Source organism: Kitasatospora griseola, assembly GCF_044999035.1.
GTDB lineage: Bacteria > Actinomycetota > Actinomycetes > Streptomycetales > Streptomycetaceae > Kitasatospora > Kitasatospora griseola.
Window position 1 is genome coordinate 5,251,700 of record NZ_CP173360.1, and the last position, 23,003, is coordinate 5,274,702.

The 23,003-nt window shown below is 72.4% G+C and carries 16 protein-coding genes; 13 read left to right on the forward strand and 3 right to left on the reverse strand.

What is annotated here, in order from left to right:
- Position 1: 1 nt before the first annotated feature.
- Both mtrB and ACI1MP_RS23915 read left to right on the forward strand, forming a co-directional pair.
- Positions 2–2,101 carry an MtrAB system histidine kinase MtrB gene (gene mtrB, locus ACI1MP_RS23910; RefSeq protein WP_100590244.1) on the forward strand — a complete coding sequence of 700 codons (2,100 nt, stop codon included), beginning with the start codon at positions 2–4 and terminating at the stop codon, positions 2,099–2,101.
- Positions 2,076–3,941, forward strand: coding sequence for an LpqB family beta-propeller domain-containing protein (locus ACI1MP_RS23915; RefSeq protein WP_380344701.1), 1,866 nt, complete (start codon positions 2,076–2,078; stop codon positions 3,939–3,941). Before mtrB ends, ACI1MP_RS23915 begins: the two co-directional genes overlap by 26 nt.
- On the opposite strand, the gene ACI1MP_RS23920 is transcribed toward ACI1MP_RS23915, so the two are convergent.
- The gene (locus tag ACI1MP_RS23920) at positions 3,925–4,704 is read right to left on the reverse strand and encodes a ComF family protein (protein ID WP_404869432.1); all 780 of its coding nucleotides are present in this window, start codon (positions 4,702–4,704) and stop codon (positions 3,925–3,927) included. The genes ACI1MP_RS23915 and ACI1MP_RS23920 overlap by 17 nt on opposite strands.
- A gap of 369 nt (positions 4,705–5,073) precedes the next feature.
- Here ACI1MP_RS23920 and hpf point away from each other — a divergent pair, with 369 nt between their 5' ends.
- Together hpf and ACI1MP_RS23930 are read left to right on the forward strand one after the other, a co-directional pair.
- Positions 5,074–5,766, forward strand: coding sequence for a ribosome hibernation-promoting factor, HPF/YfiA family (hpf, locus tag ACI1MP_RS23925; protein ID WP_404869433.1), 693 nt, complete (start codon positions 5,074–5,076; stop codon positions 5,764–5,766).
- A gap of 180 nt (positions 5,767–5,946) precedes the next feature.
- Positions 5,947–6,660 carry a response regulator transcription factor gene (locus tag ACI1MP_RS23930; RefSeq protein ID WP_043914218.1) on the forward strand — a complete coding sequence of 238 codons (714 nt, stop codon included), beginning with the start codon at positions 5,947–5,949 and terminating at the stop codon, positions 6,658–6,660.
- A gap of 18 nt (positions 6,661–6,678) precedes the next feature.
- On the opposite strand, the gene ACI1MP_RS23935 is transcribed toward ACI1MP_RS23930, so the two are convergent.
- Positions 6,679–7,845: a winged helix-turn-helix domain-containing protein gene (locus ACI1MP_RS23935; protein ID WP_380340918.1), complete on the reverse strand. Its 1,167-nt coding sequence runs from the start codon at positions 7,843–7,845 to the stop codon at positions 6,679–6,681.
- 219 nt (positions 7,846–8,064) lie between these two features.
- Between ACI1MP_RS23935 and secA the strand changes: the two genes are divergently transcribed.
- Positions 8,065–10,839: a preprotein translocase subunit SecA gene (gene secA / locus ACI1MP_RS23940; RefSeq protein ID WP_189273322.1), complete on the forward strand. Its 2,775-nt coding sequence runs from the start codon at positions 8,065–8,067 to the stop codon at positions 10,837–10,839.
- Positions 10,840–10,909: 70 nt separating this feature from the next.
- Here secA and ACI1MP_RS23945 read toward each other — a convergent pair whose 3' ends face one another.
- Positions 10,910–11,425 (reverse strand): Rv3235 family protein, encoded by a 516-nt coding sequence (locus ACI1MP_RS23945; protein ID WP_380340922.1) that lies wholly within the window; start codon positions 11,423–11,425, stop codon positions 10,910–10,912.
- Between the two features lie 302 nt (positions 11,426–11,727).
- Between ACI1MP_RS23945 and ACI1MP_RS23950 the strand changes: the two genes are divergently transcribed.
- The 8 genes from ACI1MP_RS23950 to ACI1MP_RS23985 all read left to right on the forward strand — a co-directional run bounded on the left by ACI1MP_RS23950 (position 11,728) and on the right by ACI1MP_RS23985 (position 22,931).
- Complete coding sequence (locus tag ACI1MP_RS23950) at positions 11,728–12,237, forward strand: DUF6912 family protein (protein WP_100588564.1); 510 nt, start codon at positions 11,728–11,730, stop codon at positions 12,235–12,237.
- 178 nt (positions 12,238–12,415) lie between these two features.
- The gene (locus ACI1MP_RS23955; RefSeq protein ID WP_404869434.1) at positions 12,416–13,603 is read left to right on the forward strand and encodes an MFS transporter; all 1,188 of its coding nucleotides are present in this window, start codon (positions 12,416–12,418) and stop codon (positions 13,601–13,603) included.
- Between the two features lie 32 nt (positions 13,604–13,635).
- On the forward strand, positions 13,636–14,061 hold the full coding sequence (locus ACI1MP_RS23960) for a heme-binding protein (protein ID WP_404869435.1): 426 nt from the start codon (positions 13,636–13,638) through the stop codon (positions 14,059–14,061).
- Entirely contained in the window at positions 14,058–14,405 is a 348-nt protein-coding gene (locus ACI1MP_RS23965; protein WP_380340928.1) for a nuclear transport factor 2 family protein, read from the forward strand. Before ACI1MP_RS23960 ends, ACI1MP_RS23965 begins: the two co-directional genes overlap by 4 nt.
- 5 nt (positions 14,406–14,410) lie before the next feature.
- Positions 14,411–15,247 (forward strand): aldo/keto reductase, encoded by an 837-nt coding sequence (locus ACI1MP_RS23970; protein ID WP_404869436.1) that lies wholly within the window; start codon positions 14,411–14,413, stop codon positions 15,245–15,247.
- A gap of 66 nt (positions 15,248–15,313) precedes the next feature.
- A complete protein-coding gene (locus ACI1MP_RS23975; protein ID WP_380340932.1) occupies positions 15,314–15,970 on the forward strand; it encodes an HAD family hydrolase in 657 nt (218 codons plus the stop codon).
- A gap of 91 nt (positions 15,971–16,061) precedes the next feature.
- Complete coding sequence (pruA, locus tag ACI1MP_RS23980) at positions 16,062–17,696, forward strand: L-glutamate gamma-semialdehyde dehydrogenase (RefSeq protein WP_100588711.1); 1,635 nt, start codon at positions 16,062–16,064, stop codon at positions 17,694–17,696.
- 294 nt (positions 17,697–17,990) lie between these two features.
- Positions 17,991–22,931 (forward strand): NAD-glutamate dehydrogenase, encoded by a 4,941-nt coding sequence (locus tag ACI1MP_RS23985; RefSeq protein ID WP_380340934.1) that lies wholly within the window; start codon positions 17,991–17,993, stop codon positions 22,929–22,931.
- The last annotated feature ends 72 nt before the right edge of the window (positions 22,932–23,003 follow it).

Below are 23,003 nucleotides of genomic sequence, written 5' to 3' on the forward strand. Positions count from 1 at the left end.
GATGAGCGAGGAGCAGGCCGCCGCCTCCCCGTCGGACGAGACCTCCGGCGGGGAGGCTGCTGTGCGCGGCGACGTGCTGAGTTCCACCACCGGCCGGCCGCGCCGGCGCCGGTGGTGGTCGGTGCTGTTCGCGCCGGTGATCCGCCAGTTCCGGCACCCGGTGGGCCGGGTGCTGGCGCTGTACCGCCGCTCGATCCAGCTGCGGGTGGTGGCGGCGACCCTGCTGCTGTCCTTCGTGGTGGTGCTGGTGCTCGGCGTGGTGGTGGTCGCCCAGGTGCGCACCGGCCTGCTGGAGGCCAAGCAGAAGGCCGCCCACGGGCAGGCCATCGGCGGCTTCCAGATCGAGCAGGACAAGATCAACGAGGCGATCAACCTGCAGGCCAAGGCCGGCGCGACCGCCGACCCGACCCGCGACCGGATCAACGCCTGGCTGACCAAGCAGGTCTCCGACCTGGCGTCCGGCGGCGCCGGCGTCTACTCGGTGATCGCGATCGCGCCCAGCGGCCAGGAGGAGAGCGCCTCCAGCGCCGGCCTGCGCGGCGCCCGCTACTCGGGCTCGATCCTGCCCGACTCGATCACCCCCGAACTGCGCGCCCTGGTCGCCGCCGAGCCGTCCATCCCGCACGAGCAGCCGGTCAAGCTGCACCGCGCGCCGGACAGCCAGGCCAAGCCCGACGACAACAAGGGCCTGGCGATCGGCAAGCAGTTCACCGGCCCGGACGGCAACCCGTACCAGCTGTACTACGTGTTCTCGTTCTACCAGGAGACCAGCACCCTGAACCTGGTGATGGGCACCCTGGCCACCGCCGGGCTGTTCCTGGTCATCCTGCTGGGCTGCATCGCGTGGCTGGTGGTCCGCCAGGTGGTCACCCCGGTGCGGATGGCCGCCGGGATCTCCGAGCGGCTGGCCGCCGGGCACTTCGACGAGCGGATGAAGGTCACCGGCACCGACGACATCGCCCGCCTCGGCGACTCGTTCAACCGGATGGCCAACGGCCTGCAGGCGCAGATCCGCAAGCTGGAGGAGCTCTCCCGGGTGCAGCGGCGGTTCGTCTCCGACGTCTCGCACGAGCTGCGCACCCCGCTGACCACGGTGCGGATGGCCGCCGACCTGATCTACGACAGCCGCGAGGACCTGGACCCGATGGCGGCCCGCTCCGCCGAGCTGCTCCAGGACCAGCTGGACCGCTTCGAGTCGCTGCTCGCCGACCTGCTGGAGATCAGCCGCTTCGACGCCGGCGCGGCCATCCTGGACGCCGAACCCGTCGACCTGCGCGACATCGTGACCCGTGTCGTGGAGGCCGCCGACCCGCTGGCCCGCGCCAAGGGCAGCGCGGTGCTGATCCGCGGCGGCGAGACGCCGGTGATCGCCGAGGTCGACAGCCGCCGGATCGAGCGGATCCTGCGCAACCTGGTGGTCAACGCGCTGGAGCACGGCGAGGGCCGGGACGTGGTGATCCGGCTCGGCGCGGGCGACGGCGCGGTCGCCGTCGGCGTGCGCGACTACGGCATCGGCCTGAAGCCCGGCGAGGCCTCCCGGGTGTTCCACCGCTTCTGGCGGGCCGACCCGTCGCGGGTGCGCACCACCGGCGGCACCGGCCTCGGCCTGTCCATCGCGGTCGAGGACGCCCACCTGCACGGCGGCTGGCTGCAGGCCTGGGGCGAGCCCGGCGGCGGCTCGCACTTCCGGCTGACGCTGCCGCGCACCCGCGGCGGCGAGCTCTCCCGGGCCCCGTTCCGGCTGGAGCCGGAGGACTCCCGGCACAACCGCGGCATGGCCTCGGTCGGCGCGCCCTACCGGCGCGCGGTGCGCGGCACCGAGCCCGCCGCCGTCCCGGAGACCCCGGACACCGAGCGGCAGACCTTCGGCTCCGGGCTGGGCGGGGTGCTCAGCATCGGCCCGGGCCTGGGACGGCCCAGCGCGGCCCCGGTCGCGAACCCGTCCGACGTCCGTGCCGGAGCCGCCGGTTACGGCGCCACCGGCGCGCAGATCGTGGTGGACCGCAGCGGCCGCCCGACCCAGCCGGCCCCGCCCGCACCGGACGGCGCCGACACCGACCAGGAGGGGACCGCCGGTGCACAGGAACGACAGGACGGCTGAGCGGCGGACCCGCGCCCTGGGCGGCGCGGCACTGCTGGCGGCCGCCGTGACCGGCTGCGCCACGATGCCCTCCGGCGGCCCGCCGCAGCGCCTGGAGGTGCCGCAGGGCGCCGCCGACGGCGTCCAGGTGCACGTCTACCCGGTCGCCCCGCACAAGGACGAGAGCCCCGACGACCTGCTGGCCGGGTTCCTCGACTCCTCCAACGCGGACCAGGCCGACTACGACACCGCCAAGCAGTACCTGACCGCGGAGGCCGCCAAACGCTGGCGCCCCGACGCGCAGGTGGTGGTGCTGGCCGACGCCCCGCGCCTGAGCCACCCCGTCCTGGGGCAGGACGACACCAGGGCGCACCTCAGCGTCAGCGGCAAGCAGGTCGCCGAGCTCGACGGCCGGCACACCTACCAGGCCCGGTACACCGACGACTACGAGCAGGAATTCACCTTCGTGAAGGTCGGCGAGGGCCCCGACGCCGGCCAGTGGCGGATCGACACGCTCCCCGACGGCCTGATCGTCGACCAGACCAACTTCAAGAACACCTACAAGCCGGTCCACCGGTACTTCTTCGCCACCGCCGACCCGACCAGCGAACGCACCCAGGCCAACCCGGTGCTGGTGCCCGACCCGATCTACCTGCGCCGCCGGATAGACCCGCTCACCGAGGCCGCCCAGGCCACCGCCGACGGGCCCTCGCAGTGGATCGGCCCGGTGGTGTCCTCCAAGCTCGACGGCGTCAAGGTGTTGAGCGCGACCGCCGGCGACAACCGGATCGCCACCGTGAAGGTGGACGGCGTCGACCTCGGGAAGAACCAGACCGGCTGCCGGCAGATGGCCCAGCAGCTCTTCCAGACCCTGGCCGACCAGCAGGGCAAGCTGGACCGGCTCGACCTGTCCTCGCCCAAGGGCGGCTGCACCCTCAGCGCCGCCGAGGCCGCGCAGGTCGCGCCCGGCGTGCTGGCCGGCGGCGAGGGCGGCACGCAGGCGTACATCCAGCTGGTCGACGGCCGGCTCACCCGCTACCAGGACGGCCTGGACCCCGCCCCGGTCGCCGGGGTGCTCGGCCAGGTCGCGCCGGGCGGCCAGCCGCGCCCCGGCGAGCTCGCCGTCCGCCGGGACGGCAACGCCGTCGCGGTGATCGGCCAGGACGGCCGCAACCTGTACCGCACCGGCCTGACCGAGACCGACAAGTACGGCGACCCGATCGTCTCCAGCCGCGCCCCGCAGCCCGGCCAGGGCCTGGCCTCGCCGAGCTGGGACGGCCGGCAGGACCTGTGGCTGGTCGACCGCGACCCGGCCGCGTCCCGGGTGCTGATGGTGCGCGAGCGCACCGTCGTCCCGGTGACGGTGGACGGGCTGGACGGACGCACCGTGCAGTCGCTGCGGATCTCCTCCGACGGCACCCGGGTCGCGATGCTGGTGCACCGCGGCAACGACCCGACCACGCTGGCGCTCGGCCTGGTGGTGCACGGCGGCACCGCGGTCAACCCGACCGTCCGGATCACCGCGCTGCGCAACATCGCCCCGCAGCTCACCGAGGTCGCCGCCGTCTCCTGGGGCGACGCCGACCAGCTGGTGGTGCTCGGCAAGGAGGCCGACCGGCTGCAGCAGCTGCACTTCCTGGGCACCGACGGCTCGCAGTCCACGGACTCCCCGCTGCAGGGCGGCGAGTCGATGACGGCGCTGTCCGCCACCGAGGCCCGGGCGCCGGGCGACCAGGTCGGCCCGGCGGTGCTCGCCGCCTCGACCAACGCGTCCGGGCAGCGCCTGTACCGGCTGAAGGACAACCAGTGGCACGCGGCGTCCAGCAAGTGGCCGTCCGCGGCGTTCATCTACCCGGGCTGAGCCCGGCCTCCCCGGCGGGCGCGCCGCGCCGGCCGGGCCCGGGGCCGCGCCGGGCGACCGCCGCGACGGTGGCCGCCGCCCGCGGCGGGCAGCCCGCCGCGCGCAGCGCCCGGGCCGCCTCGGCGAGGCTCGCGCCGGTGGTGACCAGGTCGTCCACCAGCACCAGGCGGTGCCCGGCCAGCCGGCCCGCCAGCCGGGTCGGGACGGTCAGCGCCCCGTGCAGGTTGCGGTGCCGCTCGGCGGCGCCCAGGCCCGCCTGGTCGGCGACCGGCCGGGCCTGCCGCAGCACCGGGGCGACCAGCGTGGCCACCCCGCCGCGGCGCAGTTCGCGGGCGGCGGCCCGGGCGAGGCGCAGCATCGGGTCGTGGCCGCGGGCCCGGGTGGCGGCGGGCGCGGACGGCACCGGCACCAGCAGCAGCGGGGCGGCGCCCGGGCCGGTGGCGGAGCGGACCGCGACCGCCAGCGCGCGGCCGAGCGGGGCGGCCAGCCGCAGCGCGCCGCGCTCCTTGTGGGCGAGCAGCAGTTGGCGCACCGGCCCGGCGTAGGGGGCGGCGGCGTGCACCGGCGGCAGGCCGGGCGGTGGGCGCAGCGGCCCGGCGGGCCCGGCGGCGGTGCCGTCGAGCAGCGCCCGGCAGGGCGGGCACAGGCCGGTGCGGCCGTCGCCGCAGCCGGCGCAGCGGGCGGGGACCAGCAGGTCGAGCAGGGCGGCGAGGACCGGTGCGGGGCCGGATCCGGGCCGGTGGGCGGTGCTGCGGCTCGTCACGGAAACCCCTCCGGAACGCTCGCCGGGCGGCGACTTCAGCCATACGGTGGGCGGTGTCAGGCGTGTTGTCCAGTTGTTCACCACTGTTTCACCCGTAGGAGGGTAAACAGGGGAGAACAGCCGGACCGTCGGGCGCCCGTCGGTACGTTCGTTCGACTGGGGAGGCGAGATCCCCGGGTGAGGTGTTGCATAAGGGCTCCAGGGGTTTCGAACGCTCCTGGTGGGGAGGAAGTGAGGTAAGGGGCCGGCGGTTCTCGCGGGTCTCCGGGCGGTGTTCCGGGGACGGGCGGTGACCGGCTGGTCCGGCTGGGTCTCACGCCGGTCCGGGACGCACTCCGGGCCGGTCAGCACAAGGGATCGGAGTTCTGCGTGGACATCGTCGTCAAGGGCCGCAAGACCGAGGTGCCCAAGAGGTTCCGCGAGCACGTGGCCGAGAAGCTGGAGAAGGTCCAGAAGTTCGACACCAAGGCGATCAGCCTGGATGTCGAGGTGTCCAAGGAGCACAACCCGCGGCAGGCCGACCGCTCCGATCGGGTGGAGATCACCCTCCGCAGCCGGGGCCCGGTGATCCGGGCCGAGGCGTCCGCCAACGACGCGTGGGCCGCGCTCGACCTGGCCTCGGCGAAGTTGGAGGCGCAGCTGCGCAAGTCCGCCGACCGCCGCCGGGTGCAGAAGGGCGGCACCAACGGGCGAGGCCCGCTGAGCGTCGCCGCGGCCACCGCCGCGCTGGCGGCACTGCCGTCGACGGAGGCCACCGAAGGCTTCGACGGCACGCCGCGCAAGACCATGGCGGGCAGCCTGGAGGTGGAGGGCGACGGCCCGCTGGTGGTCCGCGAGAAGACCCACTCCGCGGCGCCGATGTCGCTGGACCAGGCGCTGTACGCGATGGAGCTGGTGGGCCACGACTTCTACCTGTTCCAGGAGAAGGACAGCGGCCTGCCGAGCGTGGTCTACCGCCGACACGGCTACCACTACGGCGTGATCCACCTGAAGGAGGACCAGGCCGCGGCGGCCGACTTCGCCGGGGCCGGGGGCGCGATCAACGGCCCCGACGAGGAGTAGCGACGGCCGCGTCCGTCGAACGGAGGAAGTGGTGACCCCGGTGGCCGTGAACGGCCGCCGGGGTCACCGGTGTTCGGGGGGGCACCCAGCCGGGCGGTTCGGCGGCGCAGGGTGATCCCAGGCCGTCCCGGGCGTGGAATGATGGGCGCGTCACGTGACCGGAGGGCGGGGGAGGAGCGGATGGGGGAGAGCCTGGGCGCGGAGGACGCCGGCTACCCGCCGCGTCGCGCGGAGCCGATCCGGGTGCTGGTGGTGGACGACCACGCGCTGTTCCGCCGCGGCCTGGAGATCGTGCTCGCCGAGGAGGAGGACATCCGGGTCATCGGCGAGGCCGGGGACGGCGCGGAGGCCGTGCTGAAGGCCGCCGACCTGCTGCCCGACATCATCCTGATGGACGTCCGGATGCCCCGGCGCAGCGGCATCGAGGCGTGCACCGCGATCAAGGACGTGGTGCCCAGCGCCAAGATCATTATGCTGACGATCAGCGACGAGGAGGCCGACCTCTACGAGGCGATCAAGGCGGGAGCGACCGGCTACCTGCTGAAGGAGATCTCCACCGACGAGGTGGCCACCGCGATCCGCGCGGTCGCCGACGGCCAGTCGCAGATCAGCCCGTCGATGGCGGCCAAGCTGCTGACCGAGTTCAAGTCGATGATCCAGCGCCGCTCCGACGACCGGGAGCTGGTGCCCGCGCCCCGGCTGACCGACCGGGAGCTGGAGGTGCTCAAGCTGGTGGCCACCGGGATGAACAACCGGGAGATCGCCAAGGAGCTGTTCATCAGTGAGAACACCGTGAAGAACCACGTGCGCAACATCCTGGAGAAGCTCCAGCTGCACTCCAGGATGGAGGCCGTGGTCTACGCGATGCGTGAAAAGATCCTCGAAATAGGCTGAGTGAACGCTGCGGGCCCCTCAGGCCAGCAGCTTCTCCAGGGCCGGCCGCAGCGCCTCGTCGTCCAGCCGCTCGACCCGGACGTCCGAGCAGCCCACCCAGGCGGCGGCCTCGCGGAGCGCCTCGGCGAGGGCCGGCACCGACCGCGGGCCGTCCAGCGAGACCTGCCGGGCCACCAGGGTGGCGCCCTCGCGGGCCGGGTCGACCCGGCCGACGAGGCGGCCGCCGGCCAGCAGCGGCATCGCGAAGTAGCCGTGCACCCGCTTGTGCTTGGGGGTGTACGCCTCCAGGCGGTGGCTCATGCCGAAGATCCGCTCGGTGCGGGGGCGGTCCCAGATCAGCGAGTCGAACGGGGACAGCAGCGCGGTGCGGTGCCGGCCGCGCGGCTCCGTCCCCAGCGCCGCCGGGTCGGCCCAGGCCGGGGCGGACCAGCCCTCCACCTCGACCGGGACCAGGCCGGAGGCGGGCAGCGCCGCGTCCACCTGGGCGCCCTTGAGGCGGTGGTAGTCCATCAGGTCGGCCCGGGTGGCCACCCCGAGCGCCGCGCCGGCCTGCGCCACCAGCCGCTCCAGGCACTCGGCGTCCGTCAGGTCCTGCTCGAACAAATCGCCGGGGACCGCCCGTTCGGCGAGGTCGTACACCCGCTTCCAGCCGCGCCGCTCGGTGACCACCACGTCGCCGAAGGCCAGCGCCCGCTCCACCGCGATCTTGGTGTCGGACCAGTCCCACCACTCGGCGGTCTTCTTCGCCCCGCCGAGGCCGGTGGAGGTCAGCGGGCCCTCGGCGCGCAGCTGGTCGATCACCTGCGCGTACACGTCCTCGTCGATCTGGTGGCCCCAGACCCGGCCCTTGGCGCGGTTGGCGCGGCGGCGGAACGCGAACAGCGGCCACTCCTCGATCGGCAGGATGCAGGCGGCGTGCGACCAGAACTCGAAGGCCGTGCCGCGCCCCCAGTACGCCTCCTCCACCGGGCGGCGGCCGACCGCGCCGAGCCGGGCGTAGGGCACCAGTTCGTGCGAGCGGGCGAGCACCGAGATGGTGTCCAACTGGACGGCGCCGAGCAGGCGCAGCACGCCGCGGGCACCCGCGCGGCGGTCGGGGGAGCCGAGCAGGCCCTGGGCGCGCAGCGCGAGCCGGCGGGCGTGGTCGGCGGAAATCCGGGCGGTCGGGGCAGGGGTCGCGGCCATGGGGCGAGGCTAGGGCAAGGCACTGACAGAGCGGCCACGCCCGAGCGCTTTGACCGTTTGCACCCTGCTTCGGCCGATGTGCCCCCAGGGGTGACACAGGAATAGCGTGCTGACGGACCTCCCGGGGGCTCGGCCTCCTCGCATACGATGACCCGTACGGTGGGGTGGACTCCCCACCGTCAGTAATCCAGAGCCGATCCAGGCAAGGAGCCCGCTCACGTGTCCGTCTTCGACAAGATCCTGCGCGCAGGCGAGGGCAAGATCCTCCGCAAGCTGCAGCGGATTGCCGCCCAGGTCAACTCGATCGAAGAGGACTTCGTCAACCTCACCGACGACGAGCTGCGCGCACTGACCGACGAGTACAAGGCCCGGCTCGCCGACGGGGAGAGCTTGGACGATCTCCTCCCCGAGGCCTTCGCGACCGTCCGGGAGGCCGCGAAGCGCGTCCTGGGCCAACGCCACTACGACGTGCAGATCATGGGCGGCGCCGCGCTGCACCACGGCCACGTCGCCGAGATGCGCACCGGCGAGGGCAAGACCCTGGTCGGCACCCTGCCGGCGTACCTGAACGCGCTGACCGGCAAGGGCGTCCACCTGATCACCGTCAACGACTACCTCGCCGAGCGCGACTCGGAGTGGATGGGCCGGGTGCACCGCTTCCTGGGCCTCGAGGTCGGCGTGATCCTGGGCAACATGACGCCCGCCGAGCGCAAGAAGCAGTACGCGATGGACATCACGTACGGCACCAACAACGAGTTCGGCTTCGACTACCTGCGCGACAACATGGCCTGGTCGCAGGACGAACTGGTGCAGCGCGGCCACAACTTCGCGATCGTCGACGAGGTCGACTCGATCCTGATCGACGAGGCCCGTACCCCGCTGATCATCTCCGGCCCGGCCGACCAGGCCACCAAGTGGTACAGCGACTTCGCCAAGCTGGTCCAGCGGCTGAAGATCGAGCGCGACTACGAGGTCGACGAGAAGAAGCGCACCGTCGGCATCCTGGAGGACGGTGTCACCCGGGTCGAGGACTACCTGGGCATCGACAACCTCTACGAGTCGGTGAACACCCCGCTGGTCGGCTTCCTGAACAACGCCATCAAGGCGAAGGAGCTGTACAAGCGGGACAAGGACTACGTCGTGATCAACGGCGAGGTCATGATCGTCGACGAGCACACCGGCCGTATCCTGGCCGGCCGCCGCTACAACGAGGGCATGCACCAGGCGATCGAGGCCAAGGAAGGCGTCGAGGTCCAGAACGAGAACCAGACGCTGGCCACCATCACCCTGCAGAACTTCTTCCGCCTGTACGACAAGCTGTCCGGCATGACCGGTACCGGCACCACCGAGGCGGCCGAGTTCCACCAGATCTACAAGCTCGGCGTGGTCCCGATCCCGACCAACAAGACCCCCAAGCGGATCGACCAGCCGGACCTGATCTACAAGTCCGAGCCGGCCAAGTTCGCCGCCGTGGTCGAGGACATCGCCGAGCGCCACGAGAAGGGCCAGCCGGTGCTGGTCGGCACCGTGTCGGTCGAGAAGTCCGAGTACCTGTCGCAGGAGCTGCGCAAGCGCGGCATCCCGCACGAGGTGCTGAACGCCAAGCACCACGAGCGCGAGGCGCAGATCGTCGCCCAGGCCGGCCGCAAGGGCGCCGTCACCGTGGCCACCAACATGGCCGGCCGCGGCACCGACATCATGCTCGGCGGCAACCCCGAGCACCTGGCCGCCGCCGAGCTCGCCCAGCGCGGCATCACTCCCGAGGACACCCCGGAGGAGTACGAGGGCGCGCTGCCGGCCGCGATGGAGAAGGCCAAGGCCGCGGTCAAGGCGGAGCAGGAGGAGGTGCAGGAGATCGGCGGCCTGTACGTCCTCGGCACCGAGCGCCACGAGTCCCGCCGGATCGACAACCAGCTGCGCGGCCGCTCCGGCCGTCAGGGCGACCCGGGCGAGTCCCGGTTCTACCTGTCGCTGGGCGACGACCTGATGCGGCTGTTCAAGGCCGGCATGGTCGAGCGCGTGCTCTCCATGGCGAACGTCCCCGAGGACGTGCCGATCGAGTCGAAGATGGTCACCCGCGCCATCGCCTCCGCGCAGACCCAGGTCGAGCAGCAGAACTTCGAGATCCGCAAGAACGTCCTCAAGTACGACGAGGTCCTCAACCGCCAGCGCGAGGTCATCTACGGCGAGCGCCGCCGCGTCCTGGAGGGCGAGGACCTGCAGGAGCAGGTCGGCCACTTCATGGACGACACCGTCGCCGCGTACGTCAACGCCGCCACCGGCGAGGGCTTCGAGGACGACTGGGACCTCGACAAGCTGTGGACGGCGCTCAAGCAGCTCTACCCGGTCTCCCTCGACCTCGACGAGCTGGAGGAGGACGCCGCGGAGAACGGCGGCCTCACCCCCGAGTACCTCACCAAGGTCATCCAGGAGGACATCGCGGCCTCCTACGGCCGGCGCGAGGACCAGCTCGGCGAGCAGATCATGCGCGAGCTGGAGCGTCGCGTCGTCCTCTCGGTGCTGGACCGCCGCTGGCGCGAGCACCTCTACGAGATGGACTACCTCCAGGAGGGCATCGCGCTGCGCGCCTACGCCCAGCGCGACCCGCTGGTCGAGTACCAGCGCGAGGGCTTCGACCTGTTCTCCGCGATGATGGAGGGCATCAAGGAGGAGTCCGTCGGCTACCTGTTCAACCTGGAGGTCCAGGTCGAGCAGCAGGTCGAGGAGGTCCCGGTTCCGGACGACGAGCAGGTGCTGCTCGACAAGCTGGAGAAGGACGCCATCCCGGCCGCCCGTCCGGAGATCCGCGCCAAGGGCCTGGAGGCCCCCGAGCGCAAGAAGCTGCACTACACCGCCCCGTCCGACGAGGTCGGCGGCGGCGTGGTCGAGGGCGACTTCGACGACGACGGCCTGGTGCCCGACGGTGACGGCCTGACCCGCGCCGAGCGCCGCAAGGCGGCCAAGGCCGCGAAGGGCCGGCGCCGCAAGGGCTGACCCGCAGCAGCGGATCGACGGGGCGTCACCTCCCTCCCGGGGGTGGCGCCCCGCCTTTTTCTTCACGGGGTCAGCGGGTCTCCACGGCGGCGCACTGCCACTGCCCGGTGCGGGTGTGCTGCTCCAGCCGGAACGCCAACATGTGGTGACGGGGCCCGAGTTCGACCCGGACGCAGGCCTCCACCGCGCCCGGCGCGGGCGCCGAGTCGTGCACGTGGCCCAGCCGCGGCTGCCAGGACCGCCCGCGCGGGCGCAGCGGGCCGCTGCGGGTGAGCGCCGCGAGCTGATGGAACCCCGGCAGCGTGGTGTGCCGCTGCAGCTGGTGCACCGGACGCACCCCGCACAGCACCTCCACCAGCCGGCGCGCGAACCGGGTCGCCAGGTCGCTGTGCCCCGTCCGGGACGGCGCGGGGCTGCGCGGCCGGGCCGGGCGCTCGCCCCCGCCGCAGGCCGCCCGCGGGCTGCGGACCGTCCGCGCCGCCTCCCCGACCGGGTGCGGATGCCGGACCGGGCGGCGGGCGGAGTGCACCGGATGGACCAGCGGACGAATACGGGGGCCGGGAGTCCGGGTGAGCTGCTCGGTCATCGGGGCCTTCTCGGGGTGGGGGAGCGGCGGGGAGTGTCCGACCTTGTTATCGGGCCCACGACGGCCGACCCAAGCGGCGTCCCGCCCGCGCGGAAGGCCCGGGAAGTCCACCCGTGCGGGTGGCGTGCGCGGCGGCGGACGGGGTCCGGCGGCCCCGGCCGGTCACCGAGTTGACGCACTGTCGGCGGCCGAGCGGCACCAAGGGGGACACCGCCCGTCCCCTGACCGGCCCAGCGCGGACCGGCGGCCGCGGGCCTGCGTATTCTTGGACCGTCGCACAGTGACCTATGAAGGGTGCCCCCATGCGCGTGTACGTGCCCACCACGTTGAACGACCTGGCGGTGGCGCACCCCGAGGGGGTCCTGGAGCAGAGCGTCGCGTACGCCGTGACTCCGGCGCTGCGCGAGTGGTACGTCAGCGACGACCTGGAGGAACTGGAGTACGCGGCGCTCAACCGCGCCGCGCTGTCCTCCGTCCGGCTGCTGGCCGCCGACCCGAAGGCGCCGCGCCGACGCGTGGTGGTCGCCGTCGAGGTCTCCGACTCCGCGGTGACGCCGTTCCCCGGGGACGAGTACCAGGACCAGGCCTCACTGGGCCGCGTGGTGCTGGCCGGCCCGATCCGGCTGGCCAAGGCCGCGTCCGTGCACGCCGACGACGCGGACCCGGACGTGGCGGCCGACGTGGCGGCCGCGGCCGAGGCGATCGTCGCCGCGGACCGGGGCGACCAGGACGCGCAGTTCACGGTGGACGGGGCGGACGACCACGAGCTGCTCTGGTTCGCGACGCAGGAGATCCCCGGTCTGATCGCCTGATCGTCGAGAGCTCACCGCAGGACCCCGTCACGGCCACCCGGCCGGGGCGGGGTCCTCGCGTTTGCCGGGGCCGTGCGGGAGGAGCGCCTTCGCCGATCGTTGCGTTTGCAAGAAGATGCGCCTGCAATTATTGTCGAAGCTCGTAAGGCGCATTCGCAATCGCTTGGAGGTCGGCACCATGCCGCTCGCGCTCCTCGCCCTGGCCATCGGGGCGTTCGGCATCGGAACCACCGAGTTCGTGATCATGGGCCTGCTGCCCGAGGTCGCCTCGGACTTCGGGGTGACGATCCCCACCGCAGGCCTGCTCGTCACGGGCTACGCGATCGGCGTGGTCGTCGGCGCACCGCTGATGACCGTGCTCGGCACCCGGATCAGTCGCAAGCGGATGCTGATGCTGCTGATGGTCCTGTTCACCGTCGGGAACCTGCTCTCGGCCGTCGCGCCGAGTTTCGGGGCGATGCTCGCCGGGCGGATCGTCGCCTCACTGGCCCACGGCGCGTTCTTCGGCATCGGGTCGGTGGTGGCGGCCGAGCTGGTCGCACCCGAGAAGAAGGCCGGGGCGATCGCCACCATGTTCACCGGCCTGACCGTGGCCAACATCGTCGGCGTCCCGCTCGGCACCTTCGTCGGCCAGAGCGTCGGCTGGCGGGCCACCTTCGCGATCGTGGCCGTGCTCGGCGTGGTCGGACTGCTGGGCATCGCCCGGCTGGTGCCGGACCTGCCCCGGCCGGAGGGCGCGCACCTGCGCCGCGAGCTGGCCGCGTTCCGCAACGTGCAGGTGGTGCTGGCGATGGCGATGACCGTCCTCGGCTTCGGCGGCGTGTTCGCCGCGATCACCTACATCGCGCCGATGATGACCCAGGTCGCGGGCTTCTCGGACGGCGCGGTGACCTGGCTGCTGGTGCTGCTCGGCGTCGGCATGTTCCTCGGCAACCTGCTGGGCGGCCGGTTCGCCGACCGCCGGCTGATGCCGATGCTGTTCACCACCCTCGGCGGGCTGGCCGTCGCGCTCGCGCTGTTCACCGTCACCGCCCACAACGAGATCACCGCCGCGGTCACCCTGCTGGTGATCGGCGCCCTCGGCTTCGCCACCGTGCCGCCGCTCCAGAAGCGGGTCCTCGACCAGGCGCACGGCGCGCCGACGCTGGCCTCGGCCGTCAACATCGGAGCGTTCAACCTGGGCAACGCGCTCGCCGCGTGGCTCGGCGGCGCCGTCATCGCGGCCGGCCTCGGCTGGACCGCACCCAACTGGGTGGGCGCGGCGCTGGCCGCCGCCGCCCTGCTGCTGGCCTTCGTCTCGGCCGCCCTGGAGCGCCGCGACGCGGTGGCCCCCGCGGCGGTCCGCGCGCCGGCCCTGAACCACTGAACCACCGTCACTCCCCGTACCGGAGAAGCACCATGAGCACCACCGCCACCACCGCCCCGCTGTCCACCGCCGACGCCGAGACCCTGGTCGCCGCCGCCCGCGCCGCCGCCGAGGCGGCCGGGGTCGCGGTCAGCGTCACCGTCCTCGACGCGGGCGGCCACCTGCTGGCCTTCCGCCGCGACGACCGGGCCGTGCTGATCTCCGGCGAGACCAGCACCCGCAAGGCGTACACCGCGCTCCAGCTGAACGCCCCGACCGCGGACCTGGTCGAGCTGGTCAAGCCGGACGGCCCGTTCCACTCGCTGCCGACCGCACTGGACCGGCCGCTGCTGTTCATCGCCGGCGGCCTCCCGGTGCACCGCGACGGCCGGCCGGTCGGCGCCATCGGCGTCGGCGGCGGCGCCCCCGAGCAGGACCACGCGTTCGCCGCCGCCGCGCTGCGGGAGCTCGCCCGATGAGCGCCCGCACCCCGCAGGAGGTGTTCGCCGAACACGGCCGGCGCCTCGCCACCGGCGACCTCGACCTGATCGCCGGGAGCTACACCGAGGACGCGGTGTTCCTGACGCCCGACGGCGTCCGCACCGGCCGCGACGGCGTCAAGCAGGTCATCGGCCGGCTGCTCGCCGAACTGCCCGACGCCGAGTGGCAGCTCACCCCGCTGTTCGCCGAGGACGTGCTGTTCCTCCGCTGGAGCGCCGCCACCGCCACCCGGCAGGTGACCGACGGAGTCGACACCTTCGTCTTCCGGGACGGCCTGATCCGCGCCCAGACCCTCAACTGCACCCTCACCGAAAAGGCTTGATTCCCATGACCGCCCCCACCGTCCCCACCGTCACCCTCAACAACGGCGTCGAGATGCCGCAGCTCGGCTTCGGCGTCTTCCAGGTCCCGGACGAGGAGACCACCGCCGCCGTCGCCACCGCCCTGGAGTCCGGCTACCGCAGCATCGACACCGCCGCGATCTACGGCAACGAGCGCGGCGTCGGCAAGGCGCTGGCCGCGTCCGGGCTGCCCCGCGAGGAGCTGTTCGTCACCACCAAGCTGTGGAACGCCGACCAGGGCTACGACGCGACGCTGCGGGCCTTCGACGCCAGCCTCGACAAGCTCGGCCTGGAGACCGTCGACCTGTACCTGATCCACTGGCCGACCCCGGCCCGCGACCTGTACCTCGACTCCTGGCGGGCCGTCGAGCGCCTCGCCGCCGGCGGCCGGATCCGCGCCGCGGGCGTCTCCAACTTCCAGCCCGCGCACCTGACCCGGCTGATCGAGAACGGCGGCCTCGTCCCCGCCGTCAACCAGGTCGAGCTGCACCCGGGCCTCCAGCAGTCCGAGCTGCGGGCGTTCCACGCCGCGCACGGCATCGCCACCGAGGCCTGGAGCCCGCTCGCCCAGGGCGCCGTCCTGAACGACCCGGCGATCACCGCGATCGCCGAGCGCACCGGCAAGTCCGCCGCCCAGGTGGTGCTGCGCTGGCACCTCCAGCTCGGCAACCTGGTGATCCCGAAGTCCGTCACCCCGGCCCGGATCCGCCAGAACCTCGACGTCTTCGACTTCACCCTCACCGACGACGAGATGGCCGCCATCGCCGCTACCGACCGCGGCCTGCGCACCGGCCCGGACCCGGACGAGTTCAACGCCGCCTGATCCGCCCCGCGGCCGGGGCCCGGAATTCCCGAACGGGGTTCCGGGCCCCGGCCGTACCCTTGGCGGGTGCGTACACACATAGTCTGGGACTGGAACGGCACCCTGCTGTCGGACATGCCGGCCGTGCTGGGGGCCAGCAACGCGGCGCTCTCGCTGGTCGGCGTCGCGCCGATGACGCTGGACGAGTACCGGGCGCAGTACGAGATCCCGATCCCGAACTTCTACCACCGGCTGCTGGGGCGGATGCCGAGCCGGGACGAGTGGCTGGAGCTGGACGACGCGTTCCACGTCAAGTACACGGAGCTGTTCCCGAGCTGCGGGCTGACGCCGGGTGCCGAGGAGCTGCTGACCGGGTGGACGGCGGGCGGGCGCAGCCAGTCGCTGCTGTCGATGTACGAGCACGAGCAGCTGGTGCCGGTGGTGGACGGCTTCGGGCTGACCAGGCACTTCGTGCGGGTGGACGGCCGGCGCGGAGCGTCCGGCGGGCGCAAGGCGGAGGAGCTGGCGGGGCACCTGGCGGCGCTGGGCGACGGCATCGACCGGCAGCGCACCGTGCTGATCGGGGACGCGGCGGACGACGCGCGGGCGGCGCTGTCGCAGGGCATCAAGTCGGTGCTGTGGACGGGCGGCTCGCACACCCGGGAGAAGCTGGTGCACGTGGGCGTGCCGGTGGTGGACTCGCTGGCGGAGGCCGTCGCGGTGGCGGAGGAGCTGGCCCGCTAGGCGTGTCACAGCGCGTCAACACGGGCGGGTGCGTTCACCCTGGGAGGGGAAGTACCCGCACCACCGTACGGAGCAGTTGAACAGCATGCCGATCGACGCGGTCACCACCGTCCCCACGCCCGTCAACGAGCCGCCGCTGGCGTACGCGCCGGGCAGCCCCGAGCGGGCCCGGCTGCTGCGGCGGGCGGACGACCTGGCGGGGCAGCACACCGCGCTGCCGATGACCGTCGGCGGCGAGCAGCGGCTCGGCGGCGGGGAGCGGATCGAGGTGGTGCAGCCGCACCACCACGCCGCGAAGCTCGGCGTGATGGGCAACGCGACCGCCGCCGACGTGCGGGACGCGGTGGACGCGGCGCTGGCGACGGGACCGGAGTGGCGGGGGCTGTCGTTCGACGACCGGGCGGCGGTGTTCCTGCGGGCCGCCGACCTGCTGGCCGGGCCGTGGCGCGGGACGCTGGTCGCCGCCACCGTGCTGGGGCAGTCGAAGACCGTGCAGCAGGCCGAGCTCGACATCTGCGAACTGGTCGACTTCTGGCGGTTCAACGTGCACTTCGCCCGGCAGATCCTGGCCGAGCAGCCGATCTCCGCGCCGGGGGTGTGGAACCGCGCCGACCACCGCCCGCTGGAGGGCTTCGTCTGCGCGATCACCCCGTTCAACTTCACCGCGGTGGCCGGCAACCTGCCGACCGCGCCCGCGCTGATGGGCAACACCGTGGTGTGGAAGCCCGCGCCGACCCAGACGCTGGCCGCGCACTTCCTGATGCGGCTGCTGGAGGCGGCCGGCCTGCCGCCCGGTGTGGTCAACCTGGTCACCGGCGACGGGCAGGCGGTGACCGAGGTGGCGCTGCGGGACCCGGCGCTGGCCGGGCTGCACTTCACCGGCTCCACCGCCACCTTCCAGCACCTGTGGCAGGAGATCGGCCGGAACATCGGCCGCTACCGCGGCTACCCGCGGATCGTCGGCGAGACCGGCGGCAAGGACTTCCTGATCGCCCACCCCTCGGCCGACCCGGCGGTGCTGCGCACCGCGATGCTGCGCGGCGCGTTCGAGTACCAGGGCCAGAAGTGCTCGGCGCTGTCCCGGGCGTACCTGCCGCGCAGCCTGTGGCGGCGGATCAAGGACGACTTCCTCGGCGAGGTGGACGCGCTGACCGTCGGCGACGTCACCGACCTGAGCAACTTCATGGGCGCGCTGATCGACGCCCGCGCCTTCGCCCGCAACCGGGACGCCCTCGCCCGGGCCACGGCCGACCCGCAGGTGCAGCTGCTGGCGGGCGGCCAGCTGGACGACGCCATCGGGTGGTTCGTCCGGCCCACCGTGCTGCTCGGCGGCGACCGGCGCGGCGAGATCTTCTCCACCGAGTACTTCGGGCCGATCCTGGCCGTCCAGGTGTACGAGGACACCCGCTGGGAGGACGCGCTGGACCGGGTCGACGAGGCCGCCCCGTACGGGCTGACCGGCGCGGTGATCGCGCAGGACCGGCGGGCCATCGCGCGGGCCGTGGACCGGCTGCGGTTCACCGCCGGAAATCTGTACGTCAACGACAAGCCGACCGGAGCGGTGGTCGGGCAGCAGCCGTTCGGCGGCGGCCGGGCCTCCGGCACCAACGACAAGGCGGGCGCGGCGCAGAACCTGCTGCGCTGGACGTCCACCAGGTCGATCAAGGAGACGTTCACCCCGCCGACCGACTACGTCCACCCGTACATGGAGTGGTCACCCGAGTGACGTACACGGTGCTCGGAGGGCTTTGGACAACGTGTCCAGGAAGGAACGATCTTCCTGCAGGTTTGCGCCTTCGTGTCCCCTGACACCCTGGTTGCGCCACGTTAGGCTGGCTGGCGTCGCCGGTTTCGGTCACGCAGGCCAAACGACTTGTCGTACCCGGGCGGAACGCGACTCATGCGTGCCATGAGTGCTTTTCCGTCCAGTGCGTGCGGGAGGATTGCGGACGGGGCCCGGCGGTGCACCCACCAGTCATCACCGAGTCACGCAACGGCGCGCGACAGGAGCCAAACAGCCATGCAGACCAAGCTGGACGCAGCCAAGGCCGAACTGCTCAAGAAGGCAGCAGCAGCCGCTGAGAACAGCCAGGTGGGGGGAGCGGCGCCCGGGGAGGGGCTGAGCAACGGCGCTCTGGCCGCCTACCTGCACCACTACTACCTCCACACGGCCCCCGAGGACCTGATCAGCCGGGACCCGGTGGACGTCTACGGTGCCGCCGCCTCCCACTACCGGCTGGGCCTCAAGCGGCCCCAGGGCACCGCCGAGGTCCGGGTCTCCACCCCGACCGTGGAGGAGAACGGCTGGTCCTGCGGCCACACCGTGGTCGAGGTCGTCACCGACGACATGCCGTTCCTGGTCGACTCGGTCACCAACGAGCTGACCCGCCTGAACCGCGCCATCCACCTGGTCGTGCACCCGCAGCTGGCGGTCCGCCGCGACCTCACCGGCAAGCTGCTGGAGATCCTCGACATCGACGCGTGCAACCGCGCGCGGGCCGCCGGCGCCGAGTGGCCCGCGGACGCCGTCGTCGAGTCCTGGATGCACATCGAGATCGACCGCGAGACCGCCCGCGAGGACCTGCGCGACATCGAGTCGGGCCTGCGCCGCGTGCTGGGCGACGTCCGCGAGGTCGTCGAGGACTGGTCGAAGATGCGCGACTCCGCGCTCCGACTGGCCGACGAGCTCGCCGAGCAGCCCCCCGCGCACCTGCCCGAGCAGGAGGTCGGCGAGGCCTGGGAGCTGATGCGCTGGCTGGCCGACGACCACTTCACCTTCCTCGGCTACCGCGAGTACGACCTGGTCGAGCACGAGGGCGAGGAGGTGCTCAAGGCGGTCGCCGGCACCGGCCTGGGCATCCTGCGCGCCGACCCGCTCAGCCACGACACCGACCACCACCCGGTCTCCGAGGCCTTCGGCCGGCTCTCCGCCCCGGTGCGCGCCAAGGCGCACGAGAAGAAGCTGCTGATCCTCACCAAGGCCAACAGCCGCGCCACCGTGCACCGCCCCGCGTACCTCGACTACGTCGGCGTGAAGAAGTTCAACGCGGCCGGCGAGCCGATCGGCGAGCGCCGCTTCCTCGGCCTGTTCTCCTCCGCCGCCTACACCGAGTCGGTCACCCGGATCCCGGTGGTGCGCCGCAAGGTGCAGGAGGTCATGGAGGGCGCCGGCTTCTCCGGCGAGAGCCACGACGGCCGCGACCTGCTCCAGATCATGGAGACCTTCCCGCGCGACGAGATGTTCCAGACCGCCGTCGCCGAGCTGCAGTCCGTCGCCACCAGCGTGCTGTACCTGCAGGAGCGCCGCCGGCTGCGGCTGTTCCTCCGCCAGGACGAGTACGGCCGCTACTTCTCGGCGTACGTGTACCTGCCGCGCGACCGCTACACCACCCGCATCCGGCTCGCCCTGATGAGCATCCTCAAGGAGGAGCTGGACGGCGACACCATCGACTACACGGTGTACGCCACCGAGTCGGTGCTGACCCGCCTGCACTTCGTGGTCCGGGTCGCCCCCGGCACCGAGCTGCCGCAGCTGACCGACGCCGACATCGAGCGGATCGAGAACCGGCTCGCCGAGGCCGCCCGGTTCTGGATGGACGGCTTCAACGACCAGCTGCAGACCGAGTTCGGCGAGGAGAAGGCCGCCGAGCTGGGCCACAAGTACGCCACCGCCTTCCCCGACGGCTACCGCGCCGACTACTCGCCGCGCACCGCCGTCGCCGACCTCAAGCAGATCGAGTCGCTCACCGGCGAGGGCGACTTCCGCCTGAACCTGTACCAGCCGGTCGGCGCGGGCGACGACGAGCGCCGCTTCAAGATCTACCGGGTGGGCGGCCCGATCTCGCTCACCGAGGTCCTGCCGGTCCTGCAACGACTGGGCGTCGAGGTGCTCGACGAGCACCCGTACGCGCTGCGCCGCACCGACGGCACCACCGCGTGGGTGGTCGACTTCGGCCTGCGGCTGCGCGAGGGCACCGACCTCACCGACGAGGACCGCGAGCGCTTCCAGGACACCTTCTCGGCGGCCTGGCGCGGCCAGGCCGAGAACGACGGCTTCAACGAGCTGGTCCTCACCGCCAAGCTGACCTGGCGTCAGGCCGTAGTGCTGCGCGCGTACGCCAAGTACCTGCGGCAGGCGGGCTCCACGTTCTCCCAGGACTACATGGAGGACGCGCTCAACAACAACACCCACACCACCCGGCTGCTGGTCAACCTGTTCGAGGCCCGGCTGTCGCCGAGCCACCGCTCCGGCGGCGACGAGCTGACCGACGCCATCCTGGAAGAGCTGGCCGGCGCCCTCGACGAGGTCGTGTCGCTGGACGAGGACCGCATCCTGCGCTCCTTCCTGCACCTGATCAAGGCCACCCTGCGGACCAACTTCTTCCAGCACGACGCCGAGGGCGACTGGCACTCGTACGTGTCGATGAAGTTCGACCCCAAGGCCATCCCGGACCTGCCCGCGCCGCGCCCCGCCTTCGAGATCTGGGTGTACTCGCCCCGGGTCGAGGGCGTCCACCTGCGCTTCGGCAAGGTCGCCCGCGGCGGTCTGCGCTGGTCCGACCGGCGTGAGGACTTCCGCACCGAGATCCTCGGCCTGGTCAAGGCCCAGATGGTCAAGAACACCGTCATCGTGCCGGTCGGCGCCAAGGGCGGCTTCGTCGCCAAGCAGCTGCCGGACCCGGCGGTCGACCGCGACGCGTGGCTCGCCGAGGGCATCGCCTCGTACAAGACCTTCATCTCGGCGCTGCTCGACATCACCGACAACCTGGTCGCGGGCGAAGTCGTGCACCCGGTCGACGTGGTCCGCCACGACGAGGACGACACCTACCTGGTGGTCGCCGCCGACAAGGGCACCGCAACGTTCTCCGACATCGCCAACGGCGTGGCCGAGTCGTACGGCTTCTGGCTGGGCGACGCGTTCGCCTCCGGCGGCTCGGCCGGCTACGACCACAAGGGCATGGGCATCACCGCCCGCGGCGCCTGGGAGTCCGTCAAGCGCAACTTCCGCGAGCTCGGCGTCGACACCCAGTCCGAGGACTTCACCGTCATCGGCATCGGCGACATGTCCGGCGACGTGTTCGGCAACGGCATGCTGCTGTCCGAGCACATCCGCCTGGTCGCCGCGTTCGACCACCGGCACATCTTCCTCGACCCGAACCCGGACGCGGCCGCCTCGCACGCCGAGCGCCGCCGCCTGTTCGACCTGCCGCGCAGCTCCTGGGACGACTACGACAAGTCGCTGATCTCGGCCGGCGGCGGCGTCTTCCCGCGCTCCGCCAAGTCGATCGCGCTGTCCGCCCAGGTCCGCGAGCGGCTCGGCATCGAGGCCGCCAAGCTCACCCCCGCCGAGCTGATGAAGGCCATCCTGCAGGCCCCCGTGGACCTGTTCTGGAACGGCGGCATCGGCACCTACGTCAAGGCCTCCACCGAGACCAACGCGGAGGTCGGCGACAAGGCCAACGACTCGATCCGGGTCAATGGCAGCGACATCCGCGCCCGGGTGGTCGGCGAGGGCGGCAACCTCGGCTGCACCCAGCTCGGCCGGATCGAGTACGCCTCGCAGGGCGGCCCGCAGTCCAGCGGCGGCTGGATCAACACCGACGCCATCGACAACTCGGCCGGCGTGGACACCTCGGACCACGAGGTGAACATCAAGATCCTGCTCAACCAGGTGGTCGCCGACGGCGACATGACGGTCAAGCAGCGCAACACCCTGCTCGCCGAGATGACCGACGAGGTCGGCCGCCTGGTGCTGCGCAACAACTACGCGCAGAACGTGGTGCTGGCCAACGCCGTCGCGCAGGCCGCCAGCATGGTCAACGTGCACTCGCGCATGATCAACCGGCTGGAGTCCAACGGCCAGCTCGACCGGGCGCTGGAGTTCCTGCCCACCGAGAAGCAGATCCGGGAGCGCCAGCAGGCCGGCCGCGGGCTGTCCCAGCCCGAGCTGTCGGTGCTGCTCGCCTACACCAAGATCACCCTGGCGGACGAACTCCTCGCCACCGACCTGCCCGACGACCCGTACTTCCGGGACGTGCTGCACCAGTACTTCCCGTCCGCGCTGCGGGCCCGGTTCGCCGAGCAGATCGACAACCACCCGCTGCGCCGCGAGATCGTCACCACCCTGATCGTCAACGACACGATCAACCGAGGTGGCTGCACCTTCGCGTTCCGGCTCCGCGAGGAGACCGGCGCGACGATGGAGGAGATCGCCCGCACCCACGCCGCAGCCCGCGCGGTGTTCGGCCTGGAGCAGCTCTGGGACCGGGTCGAGGGCCTCGACAACCAGGTCGGCGCCAAGATCCAGACCACCATGCGGCTGCACGCCCGCCGCCTGGTCGAGCGCGCCACCCGCTGGATGCTGGGCAACCGCCGCCAGCCGCTCGACATCGCCGGCACCATCGAGTTCTTCCACGACCGGGTCAACCAGGTCTGGGACTCGCTGCCCAAGCCGCTGCGCGGCGAGGACCTCGCCTGGTACGAGTCGGTGTACCAGAAGCTGTCCTCGGCCGGCGTCCCCGACGAGCTGGCCGGCCGGATGGCCGGGCTGTCCTCCGCGTTCCCGACGCTGGACATCGTCGGTGTCGCGGACCGCTCGGACGCCGACGTGATGGACGTCGCCGAGCTGTACTACGACCTCGGCGACCGCCTGGAGATCAGCCACCTGCTCGACCGGATCATCGAACTGCCGCGCACCGACCGGTGGTCCTCGATGGCCCGCGCCGCGATCCGCGAGGACCTGTACGCCGCGCACGCCGCGCTCACCGCGGACGTGCTGGCCGTCCGCCCCGCCGGGGCCAGCCCCGAGGAGCGCTACACCGAGTGGGCCGAGCTCAACGGCAACCTGCTCGGCCGGGCCCGCACCACCCTCGACGACATAAGGGGTTCGGACAACTACGAGCTGTCCAGCCTCTCGGTCGCCATGCGGGTCATCCGCACCCTGCTGCGCGCCGATCGCTGACCGCACCGAAGGGGCCCCGGGCACTGCGCCCGGGGCCCCTTTGGGCATTTTTGGCACAGGGCGTTTCCGGCA